Genomic DNA, 19,908 nt, shown 5'->3' on the forward strand with positions numbered 1-19,908 from the left:
TGAGTCGGGGGCCGCTCAGGTGCTCGCGGGCCCTCCGGAGGGGCTGTCCGGGCCCTGCTCGCCCTGTTCGCGGCGCTGACGCTCCCGGCGCTCGCGGCGGATGTCCTCGTCGAGCCGGCGCAGGAAGTCGGGGTCCTCGTCGGGTGCTGTCGGCCCGTCGCGCCGGGGGCGGTCGATCCCGTTCCCGTCCTGCCGGTCCTTGCCGACGACGAGCCAGGTGATCGGTCCCACCCAGGGCAGCAGCACCACCAGGACTACCCAGGCCCATTTCGGGATGCCCCGCACCTTGTCGTTCTCGGTCTGGACGCAGTCGGCGAGGGCGAACACCGTGAGCGCGATGGAGAGCACTGCCAGGAACCCCTTGATCATGGCCGAAGTGTAGTAAGTGGACCTGATCGGCAGCAGGGTCGAAGAGCACTCATGTGGGAGAACTACCCTGGGCCCATGCGAGACATGGCCCTGTTCGCCGTCATCCGGCTCATTCTGTGGGTGGGGATCTGGTGGCTGCTCACCCTGGTCGACGTCGGGGTGATGCTGGCGGCCGTCCTGGCGGCGCTGATCGCAATGCTGATCTCGATCCTCTTCCTCGATCGCCTGCGCTCCTCCGCCGCGCTGCGGTGGAAGGCGGCCGACGAACGGCGCCGCGCGCGCAAGGGCGAACCCGTGGACGAGGACGCCGAGGCGGAGGACGCGGCCCTCGATGCCGAGGGTGAGACGCCCGACGGTGCTGACGTCGAGGAGCAGGAGGGCCGGGCCGCAGGAGTGGACGGGACCGCAGGACCGACGGAGCTGCCCGATCTTGCCGACGGCGTCTCCGGGGATGCGCACGCCCGTGACACCGAGGGCGAGGACTCCGCGGAGGATCCCGCGAGCTCCAGGTCGCGGCGCGACTGAACCTCGTCGGCTCCGGGCTCGGGAACGGGCACGCTCCTCGCGTACCCGAGAGACGGGGGTGATGCTCGCGTGCCGCGCGATGTCGCCGCCGCGGCTCTCAGCCGATCGGGCCCTGGGGTCTCACAGGCACAGGCCGAGCAGGAGCAGCAGCGAGAACACGAGCTCGAGCCGTCCGGTCCTGCCGAGCACGGGGATCAGGTCCCGGCCCCTCGCTCCGCCGAGCACTGCGCGCACGGGTCCGAGCGTGAGCGGCAGCGCCAGCAGCACCAGCAGCACGGTCCACTGCGCCACCATGACGGGCACCATGAGCACGAAGGGCGCGAGCACCGTCACGGTGTGCAGCACACGGGTGCCGCGCTGCCCGAGCCGCACCGCGAGGGTGCGCTTGCCGGAGACGGCATCGGTGGGGATGTCGCGCAGGTTGTTGGTGAGCATCAGCGCGACGGCCAGCAGCCCGATCGCGCACGAGACCAGCAATGCGACCCAGCTCGGATGGGGCGTGATCGCGTAAGCGGTGCCGTTGACGGCGACCAGCCCGAAGAAGACGAAGACGAACAGCTCACCGAGCCCCAGATAGCCGTAGGGCTTCTTGCCACCGGTGTAGAACCAGGCCGCGGCGAGGGCGGCTGCTCCGGCGAGCAGCGCCCACCAGATCTGCGCCAACGCGATGAGCACGAGGCCGAACACGGCGCCGGCGGCGAGAGAGCCGATCGCGGCGGTGCGCACGGTGCCCGGGGCGGCCGCACGGGACGCGGTGAGGCGGAACGGGCCCACCCGGTCGTCGTCGGTGCCCCGGATCCCGTCGGAGTAGTCGTTGGCGAAGTTCACGCCGATCTGCAGGCTGAAGGAGACGGCCAGGGCGAGCAGGGCCCTGGGGACCACCAGCGCCCAGTCGACGGTGCCCGATTGCTCTCCCAGCTGCCAGATCGCGACACCGGTCCCGGCGGCGACGGGGGCCAGGGCGGCCGGCAAGGTCTTGGGGCGGGCACCCTGCACCCACTGCGACAGGCTGGCCATCATGCTCCTCGTGCGCTCTGCAGCCGCCCGGTCGACGGCCTCCCCGAGGATACTCCCCGGTGCGGGCGTGGCCAGGCACGGATTGCCGCCTCCGGACCGATGTTTCGCCGTGGATCGGTCCTGAGGCAACAATCCATCGGCAGCCCCCGGGGTCCGGGATGCAGGCTCGGTCGCGGGTGACCTCAGCCCGCGGCGAGTCGCCGGGCGGCGTCGCGATCGACCTTGCCGATCCCCAGCATCGGCAGCTCCCCGATCACGTGCACCCGCTTGGGGATCATGTGAGCGGGTACCTCGCTGGTGCGCAGGGCCGAGCGCACCAGGGCCGTCGCCTCGGCGGGCTCCGCACTGCCCTCGAGGGTGACGAGCGCTTCGACGCGCTGCCCCCAGTCAGGATCGTCCACGCCGACCACGATGCTGGCGCGCACCAGCCCCTGCAGCATCAGGGAGCGTTCGATGGCGCGCTCGACGTCCTGGGGGAGGACCTTGCGCCCACCCGTGTTGATGACGTCGTCGGCCCGGCCGAGCACGGTCAGCGCGCCGTCCGCGTCCAGCTCGGCGAGATCCGAGGTGGTGAAGGTGCGTCGGGGCTCGCCGGGCCGGGGTTCCGTGAAGGGCGTCGTGTCGGTGCCGCCGTCGGCGGTCAGGTAGCCGAGCGCGAGGGTGGGTGAGGCGATCACCAGACGCCCGGCCCCGGCGGCGTCGGGCGCCTGCAGATGCAGCTTGACCCCGGGCAGCGCGGTGCGATCGTAGACGCAGCCGCCCGCCGTCTCCGAGGAGCCGTAGGTGGTGCGCACCCGGATCCGCTGGGCCATGGCTTTCGCGAGCACCTCCCGGCTGGTCGCCGCGCCGCCGACCAGTACGGCGGCGAAGCGCTTCAGCAGTGCGCGAGCCCGAGCATCGGCACCGGTCGCACCGGTGACGATGCGGGTCAGCTGGGTGGGGACGAGCGAGGTGAATGCCGGCAGCCCAGCCAGCTCGGCCTGGGCGAGCGCCGGCTCGGCGAGGGCGAGGAAGGCCGCGGAGTCGAAGTGGCCGCGCAGGTCCGGCAGGGGAGCGGGCAGTGCCGGGGCGTCCAGGCCGAGCGTCTGCGCGGTGCGGTGGGCACGTGCGATCACCTGCACGCCGGCGATGTGCGTCGGCGGCAGCAGTGGCAGCCAGAAGCCGTGCCCACCGGTCTCGGCGGCGGCAGGGTCGTCGGCCAGCAGCGCCGCAGTCGCATCCTGGGAGGCGAGCAGTGCGGCGCGCGTCAGGGCGACGGCCTTCGCGGTGCCGGTGGAGCCGGAGGTGGGGACCACGAGCGCGGTGTCCTCGAAGCCGGCCGGCAGCGCGGCCGGTGGCGGGAAGGGCCCCAGCCACAGTCGCGCGGTGCCGGCCATGGCGTCGCCGATCGCGCGGGAGTGCGCGGCCAGCGAGGCGGCGGAGGCGTCGTGCTCCGGCGGCACCAGCCACGGCGGGCCGGGGGTGGCGCTCGGGTCCGACGGCGTGGTCGTCATCCGTTCAGCCCTGCGGGTGGGGGAACTGCGACCAGTCGGGGGAACGCTTCTCGAGGAAGGCGTCGCGTCCCTCGGCGGCCTCATCGGTCATGTACGCCAGGCGCGTCGCCTCGCCGGCGAAGACCTGTTGGCCCATGAGACCGTCGTCGGCCAGGTTGAAGGCGAACTTCAGCATCCGGATCGCCTGCGGTGACTTGGTCGCGATCCGGGCGGCCATCGCCAGGGCCTCGGTCTCGATCTGCTCGTGGTCCGCGACCCGGTTCACGGCGCCCCAGTCGTAGGCGTCCTGGGCCGAGTACTCCTCGGCGAGGAAGAAGATCTCGCGGGCGCGCTTCTGACCGACCTGTTTGGCGAGATACGCGGAGCCGTAGCCGCCGTCGAACGAGCCGACGTTCGCGTCGGTTTGCATAAAACGAGCGTGCTGCCGGGAGGCGATCGTCAGGTCGGAGACCACGTGCAGGGAATGCCCGCCGCCGGCGGCCCAGCCGCCCACCACGGCGATCACGACCTTCCCCATGGTGCGGATCAGGCGCTGCACCTCGAGGATGTGCAGGCGACCGCTGGAGGCGGTGCGCACCGGCCCGGTCTCGCCCAGCTCCTCGGCCTCGGCGTACTCGTAGCCGGCGCGGCCGCGGATGCGCTGGTCACCGCCGGAGCAGAAGGAGCGGCCGCCGTCCGTGGGGGAGGGCCCGTTGCCGGTGAGCAGGATGACTCCCACTGCGGTGTCCAGACGGGCGTGGTCCAGAGCGCGGTACAGCTCGTCGACCGTGTGCGGCCGGAAGGCGTTGCGCACCTCGGGCCGGTCGAAGGCGATCCGCACCGTCGGCAGATCGTGGCTGGTCCGCTCGCCGTCCGGGCTGTCGACCCGATCGACGGCCCGGTGATAGGTGATGTCGGTGAAGGCCGGCCCGCCGTGCTCGGAAGCGGCCACCTCCCGCCACGATCGGGGGTCGAAGGTCTCGGAGACCTGGCGGGGCAGCGGATCCGGGGCGGTCGTCATGCCACTCAGGGTAGTCCGGTCAGAGTACTCCGGTCCCGGTCATCGAGCCGGAGTGTATCGGGTGGATCATGCGGGCCCCTCCCGGCTCGCCGCTCGTGCACCGGCCCGATAGCCTCGAGAGATGCGCATCCCCACCGCCCTGCGCGAGCGCGGCATCGACCGCGGCCTCGCGTGGACGATCCCCATGACCACCCGTTTCCGCGGCATCACGGAGCGCGACGGCGTCCTGTTACACGGCCCAGCCGGCTGGTCCGAGTTCTCCCCTTTCTGGGACTACGGGACCGAGGAGTCCGCGCAGTGGCTGCGGGCCGCGCTCGCCGACGCCACAGAGCCCCGCCCCACGGCGGTCCGCGAAGCGGTCGCCGTCAACGCCACCATCCCCGTCGTGCCCGCCGTGCTGGCCCACCGGATCGCGACGGTCGGCGGCGCCCGCACCGCGAAGATCAAGGTCGCCGATCCCGGATCGAGCCTCGCCGAGGACGCCGAACGGCTCGAAGCCGTGCGCGACGCCCTGGGGCCCGATGCTCGCCTGCGTGTCGACGCCAACGCCGCCTGGACCTTCGAGCAGGCTCTTCAGGCCCTGCCCGTGCTGGACCGGGCCGCCGGCGGACTCGAGTACGCCGAGCAGCCCTGTGCCGGGATCGCGGACCTCGCCGCTCTGCGCCGCGCGCTCGACGTGCCGATCGCGGCCGACGAGTCGGTGCGCCGCGCCGAGGACCCGCTGCGCGTGGCCCGTGCCGAGGCGGCCGACGTGCTGGTCATGAAGGTGCAGCCGCTCGGAGGTGTCCAGCGGTGCCTCGATCTGGCCGAGCAGGCGGGGCTGCCCGTGGTGGTCTCCTCCGCCCTGGAGTCCGGCGTCGGCCTCAGCGCCGGGCTCGCGCTCGCCGCCGCCCTGCCTGAGCTTCCCTACGCCTGCGGCCTCGCCACCGCCACCCTGCTCACCGGGGATCTGGTCGGTGACCCGCTGCGCGCCGACGGCGGCACGCTTCCCGTCGCCCGGCCCGAGCCGGCTCCCGATCTGCTCGAGCGGCACGCCGCACCGTCCGAGCTCGCCACCGACTGGCAGCAGCGCCTGGAAGCGTGCGCCGCCGTGCTGTGAGGTGGCGCGCTCTTCGTCCCGCCGCGCTTCCGCCACGCTGCGCTTCCGCCACGCTGCGTCGAGAATGGTTCCAGCTTCATGGCACTTTTCGGAGCATGGCGGCTCGAGGAGCTGCGCAGGGCACGGCTCCAGGCGCGACCAGATGCGACGCCGGGCAGCCGGGCGGCGCCTGCCCCGAGCTGCTCGACGAATACTCGGCAGGCAGACATCCCGCAGGCGGGCTGGATACGCTTCGGTCCATGCCTGCCAGCGACCACACCCACCACTCCGCCGGGATCCCCCTGCCCACCCCGACGGGATCCGGAGCGGTCGACCAGGCGATCGCGCTGTGGAGCGCCCTGGCCGAGCTCGGCGTCACCGAAGCCGTCCTGGCACCCGGATCACGCTCGGCTCCGCTGGTCTACGGACTCGAGGAACCGCCGGTAGCTGGTCGTATCCGCGCCCACGTGCGGATCGACGAGCGCGCCGCGGCCTTCACCGCCCTGGGCCTGTCCCGGCACGACCCGACGCACCCTGCGGTCGTCGCGACCACCTCGGGAACCGCGACCTCCCACCTGCACGCCGCCGTCATGGAGGCCCATCACTCCCGGATCCCGCTGATCGTGCTGACCGCCGATCGTCCCGCCGAGCTGCGCGACGTCGGCGCGAACCAGACCACGCGGCAGGCCGGGATGTACCGGGGGCTGACCCGTCTCGATGCGGACCTGCCCGCCCCGACCGCGGCCGGCGCCACCCCCGTCGAGCTGCGCACCGCGGTCTCCACCATCGCCCGGGCCGTCGCCGCCGCGACCGGGGACCATCCCGGCCCCGTGCACGTCAACCTCGGCTTCCGGGACCCGCTCGTGCCCTCGCCGACGCCGCCCGCACCCACGGCCGAGACCGATCACGCCCCGCCTCTCGTGCTCACCCGACGCGTCCGCCCGTCACCGCCGACTCCGCAGCCCGTGCCGATCTCCTCCCGCACCGTCGTGGTGGCCGGGGACGGTGCCGGGATCGCGGCCCGTGAGCTCGCGGAGCACCACTCGCTGCCGCTGCTGGCCGAGCCCAGCTCGGGCGCGAGCTGTGGTTCCTCCTTCGTCCCCGGGTATCCGGCGCTCCTCGCACAGATCATGGCCGATCAGGAGCATCCGCTGCGCCCCGACCGCGCGATCGTCCTGGGCCACCCGACGCTGTCCCGGCCCGTGGTCGGCGCGCTGCTGGGGGCCGAGGACGTCGAGGTCGTCGTGGTCGATCCGCACCCCGACTGGGCCGACGCCGCCCGGCGGGCCCGGCTCGTGGTTCCCGCTGCGACCGGCGAGGACGAAGCGGACCCCTCGGACGTGGCCGAGCGCGCCCGCCGGCGCGCGCACCTGTCGGCGTGGCAGGAGGCCGCGGAGAACCTCCCGGAGAGCACCCCGGACTGGCAGCAGCGCGCGGCGCTCGCCGTCTGGGCGGCCACGGGGGAGGGAGACACTCTGGTCCTGGGCTCCTCGAGCCTGGTGCGGGACCTCGAGCAGCATGCCGGGCCGACCGTGGGCCGCGTGATCGCCAACCGCGGCCTGGCCGGCATCGACGGCACCACCGCCATGGCCGGCGGCATCGCCCTCGCCCAGCAGGGGGCCGACGACTCGGCGGGGCAGGTCCGCGTGCTGATGGGCGACCTCACCGCCCTGCACGACCTCACCGGGATGATCATCGGCCCCGAGGAACGGACCCCGCGGCTGGACGTGATCGTCGTCGACGACGGCGGCGGCCGCATCTTCTCCGGGCTCGAGCACGCCGCGGCACCGGCCGCGCTCCTGCGACGCTTCTTCACCACCCCGCACGGCACGGACATCGCCGCGGCGGCGGAGGCGCTGGGCGCGCAGGCGCACCGGCTCACTGCCGACAGCCTCGCCACAGCTCTGACACAGCCGGGTCACGGTCTGCGGGTGTTCCTTGTCCAGGAAGGGCACAGCGCGCATTCTTAGAACCTGGTGGTGGAGGTGTTCCCATGGCAGACATGAAGGACTTCAGCGACCCGTACGAGACCCCGCAGGACCGGCCCCCTCGGCCGCCCGAGCAGGGCCTGCCGCACTTCGGCTACGGCGACCCGACACCGGGCGGTCCGAACGGTCCGGCCGCGACGCCGACGTCGGCCGGCCCGGCCGATACCGCCGACACACCGCCCACCGAGCAGCTCGACCCGCCGCTCGCGACCGGTAGGTCCGACGGATACGGCAGCGCCGGTGGGTCCGGCCGATATGGCACGGCTGGTGGGGCCGACGGATATGGCGCTACCGGTGGGTACGGCGGCCCCGGCAGGTCCGACGGATACGGCGGGTTCGGCGGGCCCGGTGGGACCGCAGGAGCCTATGGCGTCGGATCCGGCGCCCCGGACAGCGGCCCGACGACGCCGGCCGGCGATCCGTGGTCCGCAGGACCGGCCGATCCCGTTGCCTCGCCGGACTCGGACCGTTCCGCTGGCGCAGCGGCGCCGTGGACGTTCCCGACGGAGGACCGCGACACCGCCGCCTTCCCCTCCACCTACGCTGACCCCTACGGGGGAGGCACCCAGACCGCCTCCAGCTCCTCGACCGCCGCGACCTCGCGCCGTCGCGGACCGGGCTGGGGCGGAGTGACCGGCCTGATCGCCCTCGGCATGCTCGTCTCCAGCGGTCTGACCCTCGGCGGCGTCGTCGCCTACGACCAGCTCCTGACCCCCGAGCCCACGTCGACCGCGCAGCAGGCCCCGGAGACCAGCGCCGACGCCAGCCCCGCCTCGGTCTCCACGGTCGATGACCCCGACTGGGCCTCGGTCGCCGAGCAGGTCTCGCCCAGCGCGGTGGCGATCCAGGTCTCCACCGGCGCCGGCACCAGTCAGGGCACCGGGGTGGTGCTCGACGGCGACGGGTCGATCCTCACTAACAACCACGTCGTCGAGGGCGCGCGGTCCGTGCAGGTGACGATGAGCGACGGTCTGAGCTACAGCGCCTCGATCGTCGGCACCGACGCCGACACGGACCTCGCGGTGATCCGTCTGGACTCCCCGCCGGAGGATCTCCAGCCGGCCACCTTCGCGGATTCCGCGACCGTCGCCGTCGGGCAGCCCGTGATGGCGCTGGGGACGCCGCTGGGCCTGGAGAACACCGTCACCACGGGGATCGTCTCCGCCCTCGACCGGCCGGTCACGGCCACCGGCGGCGACCCCAGCGGCTCCGACTCCACCTACACCTCCGCGATCCAGACCGACGCCGCGATCAACCCCGGCAACTCCGGCGGCCCGCTCGTGGACGCCGCCGGCCAGGTGATCGGCATCAACTCCTCCATCGCCGGCATCCCGAACCCCTCGGGCCAGGCCGGGAGCATCGGCCTGGGCTTCGCGATCCCCGCGAACACCGCGACCATGATCGCCGAGCAGCTGCAGGAGGACGGCACGGCCGACCACTCCTTCCTGGGCGTCACCAGCACCGATGGCACGGTCACGCTCGGGAACGTCGCCCACCACGGTGCCGAGGTGGTCAGCGTCGAGCCCGGCAGTCCCGCCGAGGAGGCCGGCCTGCGCAAGGGCGACCTGATCACCGCGATCGACGAGACCGACGTCGGCGGGGCCGCCGCCCTGACCGGCATCGTCCGCGGCATGGCCGTCGGCACCGATCACACCCTGTCGGTGGTGCGCGGCCAGGACGAGCAGTCCCTGGACATCACCCTGGCCAGCAGCCCGTCCTGAATCGACCGACGCCTGCGCGCCTCGCGGCCGCGCCCGGCGGTCTCAGCTGAGCTCGGGCGGCTCCTCGTGGGGTTCGCCCCGCAGCGCCCGCAGCATCGGTCGGCATTTCGCGAGCACCTCGGCGTGCTCGGAGACGGGATCCGAAGCGGCCACCAGCCCGCCGCCTGCCTGCAGCGTCACCGAGCGGTCATCGCTCAGGTGCGCCATCCGCAGGGCGATCGCCCACTGCCCGTCGCCCCGGCCGTCCATCCAGCCCACGGGAGCGGCGTACCCGCCGCGATCATGGGGCTCGAGCCGGGCGATGATCTCGTCGGCCACCTCCCGTGGCGTGCCCGAGACGGCGGCCGACGGGTGCAGACGCGAGGCGACGTCCAGGCTGGTCACGCCGTTGCGCAGGCGGGCGGAGACGTCCGAGGCCAGGTGCTCCAGGCCCGGCAGGCGCAGCACGAACGGTTCGGGGGAGACCTCGATGTCCTCGGCCAGGCCCGCCAGGCGTTCGACCACGGAGTCCACGGCGAAGGCGTGCTCGGACAGCTCCTTCGCGTCGGACCGGAAGGCGCGGCGGTCGACCTCGTCGAGCTCGCCGTCGTCGGCCACGGGGCGGGTGCCCGCCAGCACCCGGGAGAACACCCGACCCTCCTCGGTCTGGGCCAGCATCTCGGGGCTCGCGCCGATCACGTCCTCGAGGTGGTACACCCAGGTGCTCGGGTAGGCGCGGGCCAGGCGGGCCAGCAGCACCGCCGGCCGGATGCGGTCGGCGGAGCGGACGGTGGTGCGCTCGGAGAGCACCACCTTGGCGGCGCGGCCCTGCCGGATCTCGGCGACGGCTTCGTCGACCAGCGACTGGTATTCGTCGGGGGTGTGGTCCGCCTCGACCTCGAGCGCGTCGGCCGTCGTCGGCGCGACCGGGGTGGAGGGGAACAGGTCGCGCCAGGACGTGGGCAGGACGGGTTCCTCGTCGACCCCGACCACGGTCAGGAAGGACTCCCCGTCGTGCACGCCCAGCAGTGCCCGTGGGACCGTCAGCTGAGAGCTGCGTTCGGAAGTGTCGGCATAGGAGAAGCTGCCCAGGGCGATCAGACCGCTGGTGCGGGTGCGCACCTCGTCGTCCACCCGGGCGCGGGAGGCCAGGGCCTGGAACGCGGAGCTGGCGGCGGCGAAGCGGTGGGGGCCCGCAGTCCGCACGGACCAGGCCGTCCCGAGGGCGACGATGCCCTGTCCATGGCGCAGCCAGGCGCCGCTGACATCGGTGGGGATATGGCCGAGGAGATCGACGGACTCGTCGAGGCGCAGGGTGCGGACGGTCAGCGTCACCGGGTGATCGGTGTCCTCGGGGCTCAGGTTCGGGGCGGGCATCGGAGTCATTATGCGACACCGGACCCGCCGCGCGCCGTGACCCGCGTCCCGTCCGCGGATGCGCGGCCTCGACCCGTCGAGGTGCGACCATGGACCGCGACCCCGTGCGCGGGGTCTCCGGACCCGTGACGGATCCGCTTCCCCCGTCGTGACCCGCCCAAGGAGCAGTTCGTGAGCAGCACCGGCGACAGCATCGCGACCCCGCTGATCCGTGGAGCGCTCGCCGCCGCGCTCTCGCTGGGCACCGCCCTCGCCGTCGTCGTGGTGCCCGCACTGGCCGCGCAGGTCGCCGGGACCCGTTCGGGCGCGAGCGCCCTGGATGCGATCATCATCGCCCTGAACGTCCTGGTCCTGGGCCATGGGGGCGGCATCATGCTGAGCACCGGCGTGATCGACGGGGCGGTGACCCTGACCCCCTTCGGCCTGCTCGCCCTGCTGCTGGTCCTCTCCGCACTCGGCATGCGCCGAGTCGGCCGGGCGCTGCGCCTGGTCCGGGACGATGGGGTGCTGCGCGGCCGCGCCCTGCGCGATGCCGGCGGGGCCCTGGGTGCCTATGCCCTGGTCTACGCGATCGGGGTCGGGGTGCTGGCCGGTATCGGGCGCAGCATCGACACCAGCCCCGTCGTGACCTCGGCGATCGTCTCCGGGGCGATGGTCGCGGTGCTCGGCGGGCTGACGGGGCTGCTGTGGTCACTGCGCCGCGAGGCCACCACCACGGTGCCCGGCGTGCGCGTGCTCGACCTGCTGCCCGCCCCGTACGGCGACGTCGCGCGATCCGCCCTCATCGCTCTGCTCGGTCTGCTGGGCGTGGGGATGGCGATGACCGTGGTGATGATGCTGTTCTCCGTGCCCTCACAGTCCTCCCTGTTCGAGAGCCTGGACCCGGGGATCATCGGCGGGATCGTGCTCACCCTCGTCCAGCTCGCGCTGCTGCCCCTGGTGGCCGTCTGGGCGCTGGTGATCGTCGCCGGCGGCACCGTCGGCCTCGGCACCTCCACCTCGATCTCCCTGGGCGGGGCCGAGACGGGCGTGATGCCCGCGCTGCCGCTGCTGGGCGCCTTTCCCGGGCCCGGTCAGTTCCCCGGCTGGATCTGGGTGCTGCTGGTGCTGCCCGCGATCCCGATCGCGGTCGGCGCGGTGAGACTGGTCAGGGACGTCGGAGACCTCGACCGGCGTGACCGGATCACCGCCTGGATCGCCTATCCCGCAGTCGTGGTGGTCGCGGTGCTCCTGGCGGCGGGGCTGTCCACCGGCGGTATCGGTGAAGGGCGGCTCGTGCACCTCGGACCGCAGATGGGTTCCCTGCTGCTGCCCCTGATCGGCATCGCCGTGATCTCCACCGGTGCGGTCGTGGGCGTTCTCGCGACCCCGTTGGTGCCGTGGGTGCGCGCGAACGCGGCGTCACTGCGGGAGAAGGTCGAGCGGGCAGAGACGGGGGAGCGCACCAGCGCCGAGGCCGGGTCCCGCTCGGCCGGCACGACGTCGTCCTCCGCGTCGTCGGCATCCGGTGCGTCGGCCGCCTCCGCGTCCCCGGCCGCCTCCGCGTCCCCGGCCGCCTCCGCGTCCCCCGCCGGGTCCGCTTCCTCGGCCGCCTCGGCCGCCTCTCCGTCCCCCGCCGCGTCGGCGGTCTCCGCTGCTTCGCCACGGTCCGCGGCCTCGCCGTCCCCTGCGGCATCGCCTGTGCCCGCGCCGTCGCCGTCGGAATCGCCTGCATCCGCCGCGTCGCCGTCGTCGGCTGCGACGTCGTCCGCATCGGCTGTGTCCGCCGGGTCGGCACCTTCGCCGTCCTCGGCGGTCCCGTCCCCGTCGCCCACGTCGCCTGCTTCCGCCCCGTCAGCCCACTCGCCGATGCCGGCCGCATCCGCATCATCGGCTGCGTCCGCGACGTCGCCCGCCTCCGCTGCGCCGGCCGCTCCGACCGCTCCCGCCGGGGAGGACGTCGAGGACGGGACGATCGCGAGTGGGCAGGACGTCACGAACGCCTGGTCAGAGGCCTTGGAGGCCGGGGAGGACGAGTCGGAGGGCGAGGACGGCGTCAGCCGCCCAGGAGACCGCTGAGCCAGCCGGCCATGGAGTCCTGGGCCTCCGACTCGCACTGCGCCTTCGCCTGCTCCGTGATCGCGGTCGAGCGGCATTCCTCGACCTGGGACATCGGGCCGTAGAACAGCACCGAGAGCAGGGATCCGACCACGATCATGAGGGTGGCGGGGACTCCCACCACCACGCCGAGCACCGCCATGCCCCATCGGCCCTCGCGGAAGGACTGCACCGACACCAGGATTAGCAGCACCAGCGCGATCAGCGCGGTGACGCCGGCGGCGAGGGAGAACGGCAACGGGGCCATCAGCAGCAGCCAGGACGCGAACATCGTCACGACCAGGGCGCCCAGCAGCCGCCGGGGGCGGGCCGCGGCCTCGTCCGAGGGGCGCTGATCCTGATCGTCACGGTGCTCGGTGCTCATCGACCCCATTGTGCCCGGTGGCCCTGGGCATCGGTCCGGCGGTCCGCCGCGGCTTCGCGGTCCGCTCTGCGACTACCCTGGCCCGGTGACCCGCACCCCCATCGCCGTCCTCATCTCCGGCACCGGCTCCAACCTCGCCGCCCTGCTGCGCGCGGCCGAGGAGCCAGGTTGCCCCTACGACGTCGTCGGCGTCATCGCGGACCGCCCGGCCCCGGGCCTCGAGCACGCGCGCGCTGCCGGGATCCCCACCGACGTGGTGCGCCTGGCCGACCACCCCGACCGGCCCGCGTGGGACCGTGCCCTCGCCGAGGTCGTGACGCGGTGGAATCCGGAACTGCTGGTGCTGGCCGGTTTCATGAAGCTCCTCGGCCCGCCGCTGCTGGAGGCCTTCGGGGGGCGCATCCTCAACACCCACCCCGCCCTGTTGCCCTCCTTCCCGGGTGCCCACGGCGTGCGCGACGCCCTCGCCCACGGAGTGAAGATCACCGGTGTCAGCGTGATCGAGGTCGACGCCGGGGTGGACACCGGTCGCATCCTCGCCCAGGCGGCCGTCGAGGTGCTCGAGGACGACACCGAGGCCACCCTGCACGAGCGCATCAAGGCCGTCGAGCAGCCGCTCCTGGTCAATGTCGTGCAGCGTCTTGCCGCCGCCCTCTGACCCGACGCCGTGCGTGCCGGGGGACGGCATCGTCCGGTTCAGAATCTCTTCTCAGGCGCAGTCGCATGCGCCGAAGGTCGTGCGAGCCGCGGATCCAGTGCCGGCCACGACGTGGTCATCCGCGAGTTTCCGCGGGTAGGTGAACGTACGAGAGGCGTCGCCTCGCGGACCTGAATCCCTCAGGTCGTCACAACGTCGACGTGCGCCGTGTTGCCTCCGCGCCGCCATCGATGAAGATGACCTGCCCGGTCACGAAGGCGTTCTCTTCGCTCGTCAGGTACCGCAGCAGGCCGGCTGGCGCGGTCGGCGGACCGGCAGGTCCGTTATAGGGTGCCGGCGAACCTTCCGCGAGCAGCCGTCGGCCCTCCTCATTCGCGAGAAGCGTGGCCGTCATCGGCGTCTCGATCACTCCTGGCGCGATGGCATTGAGGGCGATGCCCTGTCCTGCCCATTCGGGCGTGATCGCCTGCTTGCGCACCCAGAGGGCGACAGCGTTCTTCGAGGAGTTGTAGATCGTGTTGGAAGCGCCGGTCTCGGCGCCTTCGGCGATCTCCTCCGCCCGTGCCAGAGCCGTGGCTTCGTCGTCATCGAGCAGGGCGTCGTACAGCGTCTCGTCCAACGGCTCGAGCGCTGCCAGCGAGGAGACGACTGCGGCCCGGGGTGCCGAGGCCCGTGCGAGCAGCGGTCGCAGCCCGTTGAGCGTCGCGACCGCTCCGAAGTAGTTCACCGCCGCGGTGGCGGCGATCGGTGCGGACAAGCCTGCACATGCGATCACGCCGTCGAGCGTCCCGCCACTCTTCTCCTGCACTTGCGTGACGAGCTCTCGGCGTCCTGCGCTGGTGGTGAGGTCGACCGCCACATCGGCATCCCCGAGGTCGATGGTGATCACGGCATCGCCGTCCGCGCGCAGCTGGTCGGTGGTGATCTTGCCGATGCCGGAAGCAGCGCCGGTGACGGCATAGGTTCGTGCCATATCAGCCTCCTTGCTGAGAGTCGGGCCCTGAACCTGGGGCCGCTTCCACCCCATCAGGGTCCGCACTCGGAGTCAACGAGTCTCCAGGTACGTGCTGCGGACGGGCACCAGCGAGTCTGTCGGGACCTTCCGAACGCCGACGACGTTCCGATCAGCCGTCCGGCGGACTCATCGCGGTGACCGTGTAGAGGCGCGGAGGCCCGATCCGCCGCGAGCCTCCGGCGATCTCAGCAGCCTCGGCTTGATGCCCACGATGTCATGGACCGCAACAGCGGGATCCTCGGGATGAGTTCGTGGAACACGGAGTCCGGTTCGGAGGTCCCGGTACAGTAGCGGCACACGACTGGCGAAGGTGGGCGACCACCGGGGAGTGAATGACGCGCGCATCGACCGCCTGGGTGCTCGCGGCAACGACCAGATCCGAACAGGAGCACGCCACGTGACCACCACCCAGCGCCGCCCGATCCGCCGCGCCCTCCTCTCCGTCTTCGACAAGACCGGCATCGTCGACCTCGCCCGCACCCTCGCGGAGCAGGGCGCCGAGATCGTCTCCACCGGCTCCACCGGAGCCACGATCCGCGAGGCCGGGATCGACGTCACGGACGTCGAATCCGTGACCGGCTTCCCCGAGATGCTCGACGGCCGGGTGAAGACCCTCCACCCGCGGGTCCACGCCGGTCTGCTGGCCGACCAGCGTCTCGACTCCCACCGCGCACAGCTCGCCGAGCACGAGATCGCGCCCTTCGACCTCGTCGTGGTGAACCTCTACCCGTTCAGCGAGACCGTCGCCGCGGGCGGCAGCTTCGACGAGATCATCGAGAAGATCGATATCGGCGGCCCCTCCATGGTTCGCGGCGCCGCGAAGAACTTCGCCTCCCTCGCCGTCGTCGTCGACCCCGAGGACTACGGCCGCGCCGGCCAGGCCGCCTCCGCGGGCGGCTTCACCCTGGCCGAGCGTCAGGAGCTCGCGACCATCGCCTTCACCCGTACCGCCGAGTACGACGAGGCGATCAGCGACTGGATGCTCGAGCGACTCGACGGCGGAGCGGGGGACGACGCCGACGGCGAGGGCCCCGACATTCAGGCCGAGACCTTCCTCCTGGACATCTCCGACGAGGACGCCGAGAGCGCCGGGTTCCGCACCCTCCGTTACGGCGAGAACCCCCACCAGCGCGCCCGCGTCGCCGTGAGCGACGAGGAGAACCCGGGCATCGCCGGCGCCGAGCAGCTCGGCGGCAAGGAGATGAGCTACAACAACTACGTCGACGCGGACGCCGCGGCCCGCGCGGCCTTCGACCACGAGCGCCCCTGCGTCGCGGTGGTCAAGCACAACAACCCCTGCGGCATCGCCGTGGCGGGCGTCGGGGAGGACATCGCCGTGGCCCACCAGCGTGCTCACGGTACCGACCCGCTCTCCGCCTACGGAGGCGTCATCGCGTCCAATCGGCCCGTCACCCTCGCCATGGCACAGCAGGTCAAGCCGATCTTCACCGAGGTCATCCTGGCCCCCGGCTACGAGGACGAGGCGCTCGAGCTGCTGCGCACCAAGAAGAACCTGCGGATCCTCCGCCTCGAGGACGCCTACTCCCGGCCTGTCGAGACGCGCGAGATCTGGGGCGGGACCCTGGTCCAGGACGCCGACACCATCGCCGCCGAGGGAGATGACCCCGCGAGCTGGACGCTGGCGGCCGGGGACGCCGCCGACGACGCGACGCTGGCGGACCTCGCCTTCGCGTGGCGCTCCGTGCGCGCGGTGAAGTCCAACGCGATCCTCCTCGCACAGGGCGGGGCCGCCGTCGGTCTCGGCATGGGCCAGGTCAACCGGCTGGACTCCTGCCGCCTGGCCGTCTCCCGCGCCAACACTCTGGGCGAGCACGCCGAGGGTGAGGCGGCCCCCGAGCGTGCCCGTGGCGCGGTCGCGGCGTCGGACGCCTTCTTCCCCTTCGCCGACGGCGCCCAGATCCTGCTCGACGCCGGGGTGACGGCGATCGTCCAGCCCGGCGGCTCGATCCGCGACGAGGAGGTCGTCGAGGCCTGCCGCGCCGCCGGCGCCACCCTCTATCTGACGGGGACCCGCCACTTCGCCCACTGAGCCGGTCCGGTTCTCCTCACCCGGCCCCGGCGGCCTCGCGGCGCCGGGGTCGGGCGCGTTCACCGCAGCGACACCCCTGACCTCTACAGTTGGGGCATACACCAGCGCGATGCCGAAGGAGTGGCCGTGAAGATCCCCGACAACCAGAGCCTGCGCGAGTACATCGAGCATCTGCGGGAGGAGGGCTACACGGTCGCGGACGGTCATACGCCGGATCCCGACCTGATCGATCCGCAGGGCAACCCCGTCTACACCTGGCAGGAGGGGTATCCCTACGAGACCCGGATGGACCGCGACGAGTACGAGCGCGAAAAGTACAAGCTCCAGGTCGAGCTGTTGAAGTACCAGTACTGGCTCGAGGACAACGACCAGAAGTCCATCATCATCTTCGAGGGGCGTGACGCCGCCGGCAAGGGCGGCACCATCAAGCGCTTCACGGAGCATCTGAACCCGCGCACCGCCCGCGTGGTGGCGTTGAACAAGCCCAGCGACCGTGAGCGCGGCCAGTGGTACTTCCAGCGCTACATCCAGCACCTGCCGACCGAGGGCGAGATGGTGCTGTTCGACCGGTCCTGGTACAACCGCGCCGGCGTCGAGCGCGTCATGGGCTTCGCCTCCCCGGAGGAGTACGAGACCTTCATGAACCAGGTGCCCTACTTCGAGCGCATGCTCGTGGACTCCGGCATCTACGTCACCAAGTTCTGGTTCTCCGTCTCCCAGAAGGAGCAGCGCACCCGCTTCGCGATCCGCCAGCTGGACCCGGTGCGGCGATGGAAGCTGTCCCCGATGGACCTCGAGTCCCTCGACCGTTGGGAGGCCTACACGCAAGCCAAGGAGGAGATGTTCCGCCGCACGGACAAGAAGTACGCGCCGTGGACCATCATCCGCTCCAACGACAAGAAGCGCGCCCGGCTCAATGCGATGCGCTACTTCCTCTCCCAGTTCGAGTACGAGGACAAGGACCACGACGTCATCGGCACCCCGGATCCGAAGCTCGTGATGCGCGGCAAGATGGAGGAGGCCGACGAGTGAGCCTCCACCGGTGAACCGCTGAACCGCCGACGCTGGTCGACGTGCCATGTCCCGTACGGGCCACTCGCCGATGCGGTCCGCCGATTCCCTCGATTCGGTACATGGGCGGTGCGGATCGGTGGAACGGGTGAGCTTGTCGCGGCTGCGGGGCCTACCCTGGCACCAGGACGCCCTCAGACGTCCGAGGGCGGATCCGTCGGCAGGCGGGTGATCTCTCCGGAGTCCAGTCCGGTGTCCGGCACGGCCGGCATCGTGCCGGTGGGGGTGGCACGATGCGGCGCGGTCATCGACGCGGGCGAGAGCAGCGCGTTCAGTCGGCCCTCGTCCAGCAGGCCGCGCTCGAGCACCAGGTCGGCGACCGGCCGGCCCGTCTCCAGCGCCGCGGAGGCGACGTCCGTCGCGTCGGCATAGCCGATCACCGGCACCAACGCGGTGATGACGCCGATGGACCGGCGCAGATCGTCCTCGAGGATGTCGTGGTTGATCGTGATCCCCGAGATGCAGCGATCGGCCAGGGTGTTCATCGCCCGGGTCATGATGCGCGTGGACTCGAGGATGTTGAACCCGATCACCGGCTCGAAGGGATTCAGCTGGAGCTGGCCGCCCTCGGCCGCGAAGGTCACCGTGAGGTCGTTGCCGATCACCTCGAAGGCCACCTGGTTCACGACCTCCGGGATCACCGGGTTCACCTTGCCCGGCATGATCGAGCTTCCCGGCTGGACGGACGGCAGGTTGATCTCGTGCAGCCCCGCCCGGGGGCCGGAGGACAGCAGGCGCAGGTCGTTGCAGATCTTCGAGATCTTCACCGCGATGCGCTTGAGGATCCCGGAGTAGGTGACGAAGGCGCCGGTGTCGCTGGTGGCCTCGACGAGGTCGGCCGCGACCACGAAGGGGACGCCGGTCAGGTCCGCCAGCTCCCGCGCGGCCAGCTGCGCGTAGCGCGGGTCCGTGGTGATCCCGGTGCCGATCGCGGTGGCACCCAGGTTGATCTCCTGGAACAGGGTGGCGGTGCGGGTGAGGCGCTGGACGTCCTCCTCGATCGTGGTGGCCCAGGCGTTGAACTCCTGGTCCACGGTCATCGGCACCGCGTCCTGCATCTGGGTGCGCCCCATCTTCAGGACGTCGGTGAACTCCTCGCCCTTCGCCCGCAGCGTGGTGATCAGATGGTCCATCGACTCGGCCAGAGCGGGGAACGTCAGCATCATCGCCAGTCGCAGCGCGGTGGGATACACGTCGTTCGTGGACTGGGCCAGATTGACGTGGTTGTTGGGGTGGAGATGCTCGTAGTCGCCCTTCTCCCGGCCCAGCAGCTCCAGGGCGCGGTTGGCGATCACCTCGTTGGCGTTCATGTTCGTGCTGGTCCCGGCGCCGCCCTGGATCATGTCCACGACGAAGTGCTCGTGGAGCTCTCCGGCGGCGATCTCCGCGCAGGCCCGCTCGATGGCTCCCGCGCGCTCGTCGTCCAGCGCTCCCAGGCGATGGTTGGCCCGCGCCGTCGCCCGCTTGACCTGGGCGAGCGCCTCGATCAGGCGGGGGAAGTGACTTAGCGGCACGTCGGTGATGTGGAAGTTCTCCTGCGCGCGCAGGGTCTGGATGCCGTAGTAGACGTCCGCGGGGACCTCGCGATCGCCGAGCAGATCGTGCTCCATGCGGGTCGCGGTGCCGGGCGTCGAACCGGGGCTGGTCATGTCGAGGAGTCCTCCAGGTCGCGAAGTGGTCGACGGCGTTGCCGACCTCCGGCCAGCGTAACCGCGCCGTAGCCGTAGCATGGACACGTGCGAGCCGATCGATCCCCCTTCACCGTGGGCGCCGCCTGCCGTCGGCAGTGGGTGCTGGTCCTGTCGGTGCCCGCCGTCGTGGCCATCACGGTGCTCGGGACCACCGTGGGTGCGCCCCTGGCGGGCCAGCTGCTGGCCGCGCTGCTGGGCGTGCTGGCCCTCCTGCGGGCCGTGCTGCCGGTGCAGGCCGTCGGGGCCCTCGCCGTGCGCACGCGGATGATCGACGTCGGCGTGCTCGTCCTGCTCGCGATCGGGCTCGCCGTCCTCTCGGTGGCGCCGAACCTCTGAGGTCGCCCGGAGCCGTTGGACCGGCCCTCTACGGCACCGCCGTCCCGGCCTCCACGCACCGCCGTCCGAGCCTCCACTC

At 72.1% G+C, this 19,908-nt stretch carries 17 protein-coding genes and 1 riboswitch; of the genes, 9 read left to right on the forward strand and 8 right to left on the reverse strand.

All coding sequences use genetic code 11. The features are described 5' to 3' along the window. Window positions 1-15: 15 nt before the first annotated feature. Window positions 16-369 (reverse strand): PLDc N-terminal domain-containing protein, encoded by a 354-nt coding sequence (locus JOF43_RS15515; RefSeq protein WP_209903759.1) that lies wholly within the window; start codon window positions 367-369, stop codon window positions 16-18. A 75-nt stretch (window positions 370-444) separates the two neighbouring features. On the opposite strand from JOF43_RS15515, the gene JOF43_RS15520 reads away from it, so the two are divergent. After that, window positions 445-894, forward strand: a complete 450-nt coding sequence (locus tag JOF43_RS15520) for a DUF4229 domain-containing protein (RefSeq protein WP_209903761.1) — start codon at window positions 445-447, stop codon at window positions 892-894. Window positions 895-1,014: 120 nt separating this feature from the next. Here JOF43_RS15520 and JOF43_RS15525 read toward each other — a convergent pair whose 3' ends face one another. The 3 genes from JOF43_RS15525 to JOF43_RS15535 all read right to left on the reverse strand — a co-directional run bounded on the left by JOF43_RS15525 (window position 1,015) and on the right by JOF43_RS15535 (window position 4,404). Then, entirely contained in the window at window positions 1,015-1,911 is an 897-nt protein-coding gene (locus JOF43_RS15525; RefSeq protein ID WP_209903763.1) for a 1,4-dihydroxy-2-naphthoate polyprenyltransferase, read from the reverse strand. A 182-nt stretch (window positions 1,912-2,093) separates the two neighbouring features. Then, window positions 2,094-3,404: an AMP-binding enzyme gene (locus JOF43_RS15530; protein ID WP_209903765.1), complete on the reverse strand. Its 1,311-nt coding sequence runs from the start codon at window positions 3,402-3,404 to the stop codon at window positions 2,094-2,096. 4 nt (window positions 3,405-3,408) lie between these two features. After that, window positions 3,409-4,404: a 1,4-dihydroxy-2-naphthoyl-CoA synthase gene (locus JOF43_RS15535; protein WP_209903767.1), complete on the reverse strand. Its 996-nt coding sequence runs from the start codon at window positions 4,402-4,404 to the stop codon at window positions 3,409-3,411. Window positions 4,405-4,525: 121 nt separating this feature from the next. On the opposite strand from JOF43_RS15535, the gene JOF43_RS15540 reads away from it, so the two are divergent. The 3 genes from JOF43_RS15540 to JOF43_RS22700 all read left to right on the forward strand — a co-directional run bounded on the left by JOF43_RS15540 (window position 4,526) and on the right by JOF43_RS22700 (window position 9,191). Further along, window positions 4,526-5,503: an o-succinylbenzoate synthase gene (locus JOF43_RS15540; protein WP_209903769.1), complete on the forward strand. Its 978-nt coding sequence runs from the start codon at window positions 4,526-4,528 to the stop codon at window positions 5,501-5,503. A gap of 239 nt (window positions 5,504-5,742) precedes the next feature. Further along, window positions 5,743-7,452 carry a 2-succinyl-5-enolpyruvyl-6-hydroxy-3-cyclohexene-1-carboxylic-acid synthase gene (menD, locus tag JOF43_RS15545; RefSeq protein ID WP_209903771.1) on the forward strand — a complete coding sequence of 570 codons (1,710 nt, stop codon included), beginning with the start codon at window positions 5,743-5,745 and terminating at the stop codon, window positions 7,450-7,452. 23 nt (window positions 7,453-7,475) lie between these two features. After that, complete coding sequence (locus JOF43_RS22700) at window positions 7,476-9,191, forward strand: S1C family serine protease (protein ID WP_245354572.1); 1,716 nt, start codon at window positions 7,476-7,478, stop codon at window positions 9,189-9,191. Window positions 9,192-9,233: 42 nt separating this feature from the next. Here the strand turns inward: JOF43_RS22700 and JOF43_RS15555 are convergent, their stop codons facing one another. Further along, window positions 9,234-10,547, reverse strand: coding sequence for an isochorismate synthase (locus tag JOF43_RS15555; protein ID WP_209903773.1), 1,314 nt, complete (start codon window positions 10,545-10,547; stop codon window positions 9,234-9,236). A 171-nt stretch (window positions 10,548-10,718) separates the two neighbouring features. On the opposite strand from JOF43_RS15555, the gene JOF43_RS15560 reads away from it, so the two are divergent. Next, the gene (locus JOF43_RS15560; RefSeq protein ID WP_209903775.1) at window positions 10,719-12,605 is read left to right on the forward strand and encodes a cell division protein PerM; all 1,887 of its coding nucleotides are present in this window, start codon (window positions 10,719-10,721) and stop codon (window positions 12,603-12,605) included. On the opposite strand, the gene JOF43_RS15565 is transcribed toward JOF43_RS15560, so the two are convergent. Further along, on the reverse strand, window positions 12,583-13,008 hold the full coding sequence (locus tag JOF43_RS15565; RefSeq protein WP_209903777.1) for a hypothetical protein: 426 nt from the start codon (window positions 13,006-13,008) through the stop codon (window positions 12,583-12,585). The two genes, JOF43_RS15560 and JOF43_RS15565, sit on opposite strands and share 23 nt — an antisense overlap. Window positions 13,009-13,093: 85 nt before the next feature. On the opposite strand from JOF43_RS15565, the gene purN reads away from it, so the two are divergent. Further along, window positions 13,094-13,666, forward strand: a complete 573-nt coding sequence (gene purN, locus JOF43_RS15570) for a phosphoribosylglycinamide formyltransferase (protein WP_209903779.1) — start codon at window positions 13,094-13,096, stop codon at window positions 13,664-13,666. Window positions 13,667-13,853: 187 nt separating this feature from the next. Here the strand turns inward: purN and JOF43_RS15575 are convergent, their stop codons facing one another. Then, window positions 13,854-14,705, reverse strand: coding sequence for an SDR family oxidoreductase (locus tag JOF43_RS15575; protein ID WP_342592206.1), 852 nt, complete (start codon window positions 14,703-14,705; stop codon window positions 13,854-13,856). A gap of 265 nt (window positions 14,706-14,970) precedes the next feature. Next, window positions 14,971-15,046: riboswitch (ZMP/ZTP riboswitch) on the forward strand. Window positions 15,047-15,078: 32 nt separating this feature from the next. On the opposite strand from JOF43_RS15575, the gene purH reads away from it, so the two are divergent. Together purH and ppk2 are read left to right on the forward strand one after the other, a co-directional pair. Then, complete coding sequence (gene purH / locus JOF43_RS15580; RefSeq protein WP_209903781.1) at window positions 15,079-16,731, forward strand: bifunctional phosphoribosylaminoimidazolecarboxamide formyltransferase/IMP cyclohydrolase; 1,653 nt, start codon at window positions 15,079-15,081, stop codon at window positions 16,729-16,731. Window positions 16,732-16,857: 126 nt separating this feature from the next. After that, window positions 16,858-17,763 (forward strand): polyphosphate kinase 2, encoded by a 906-nt coding sequence (gene ppk2 / locus JOF43_RS15585; protein ID WP_209903783.1) that lies wholly within the window; start codon window positions 16,858-16,860, stop codon window positions 17,761-17,763. A gap of 173 nt (window positions 17,764-17,936) precedes the next feature. Here ppk2 and JOF43_RS15590 read toward each other — a convergent pair whose 3' ends face one another. After that, window positions 17,937-19,451 carry an aspartate ammonia-lyase gene (locus JOF43_RS15590; RefSeq protein ID WP_209903785.1) on the reverse strand — a complete coding sequence of 505 codons (1,515 nt, stop codon included), beginning with the start codon at window positions 19,449-19,451 and terminating at the stop codon, window positions 17,937-17,939. An 87-nt stretch (window positions 19,452-19,538) separates the two neighbouring features. Here JOF43_RS15590 and JOF43_RS15595 point away from each other — a divergent pair, with 87 nt between their 5' ends. Further along, window positions 19,539-19,829, forward strand: coding sequence for a DUF3017 domain-containing protein (locus JOF43_RS15595; protein WP_209903787.1), 291 nt, complete (start codon window positions 19,539-19,541; stop codon window positions 19,827-19,829). Window positions 19,830-19,908: the final 79 nt, after the last annotated feature.

It is taken from the genome of Brachybacterium sacelli, from assembly GCF_017876545.1.
Lineage (GTDB): Bacteria > Actinomycetota > Actinomycetes > Actinomycetales > Dermabacteraceae > Brachybacterium > Brachybacterium sacelli.

Excerpts from the sequence above, each read along its gene's own strand:
- JOF43_RS15540 (WP_209903769.1), top strand. The coding sequence starts at position 4,526 with ATGCGCATCCCCACCGCCCTGCGCGAGCGCGGCATCGACCGCGGCCTC.
- JOF43_RS15530 (WP_209903765.1), bottom strand. The coding sequence starts at position 3,404 with ATGACGACCACGCCGTCGGACCCGAGCGCCACCCCCGGCCCGCCGTGG.
- JOF43_RS22700 (WP_245354572.1), top strand. The coding sequence starts at position 7,476 with ATGGCAGACATGAAGGACTTCAGCGACCCGTACGAGACCCCGCAGGAC.
- JOF43_RS15535 (WP_209903767.1), bottom strand. The coding sequence starts at position 4,404 with ATGACGACCGCCCCGGATCCGCTGCCCCGCCAGGTCTCCGAGACCTTC.
- JOF43_RS15555 (WP_209903773.1), bottom strand. The coding sequence starts at position 10,547 with ATGCCCGCCCCGAACCTGAGCCCCGAGGACACCGATCACCCGGTGACG.
- JOF43_RS15515 (WP_209903759.1), bottom strand. The coding sequence starts at position 369 with ATGATCAAGGGGTTCCTGGCAGTGCTCTCCATCGCGCTCACGGTGTTC.
- JOF43_RS15565 (WP_209903777.1), bottom strand. The coding sequence starts at position 13,008 with ATGAGCACCGAGCACCGTGACGATCAGGATCAGCGCCCCTCGGACGAG.
- JOF43_RS15520 (WP_209903761.1), top strand. The coding sequence starts at position 445 with ATGCGAGACATGGCCCTGTTCGCCGTCATCCGGCTCATTCTGTGGGTG.
- JOF43_RS15525 (WP_209903763.1), bottom strand. The coding sequence starts at position 1,911 with ATGGCCAGCCTGTCGCAGTGGGTGCAGGGTGCCCGCCCCAAGACCTTG.
- JOF43_RS15590 (WP_209903785.1), bottom strand. The coding sequence starts at position 19,451 with ATGACCAGCCCCGGTTCGACGCCCGGCACCGCGACCCGCATGGAGCAC.
- menD (WP_209903771.1), top strand. The coding sequence starts at position 5,743 with ATGCCTGCCAGCGACCACACCCACCACTCCGCCGGGATCCCCCTGCCC.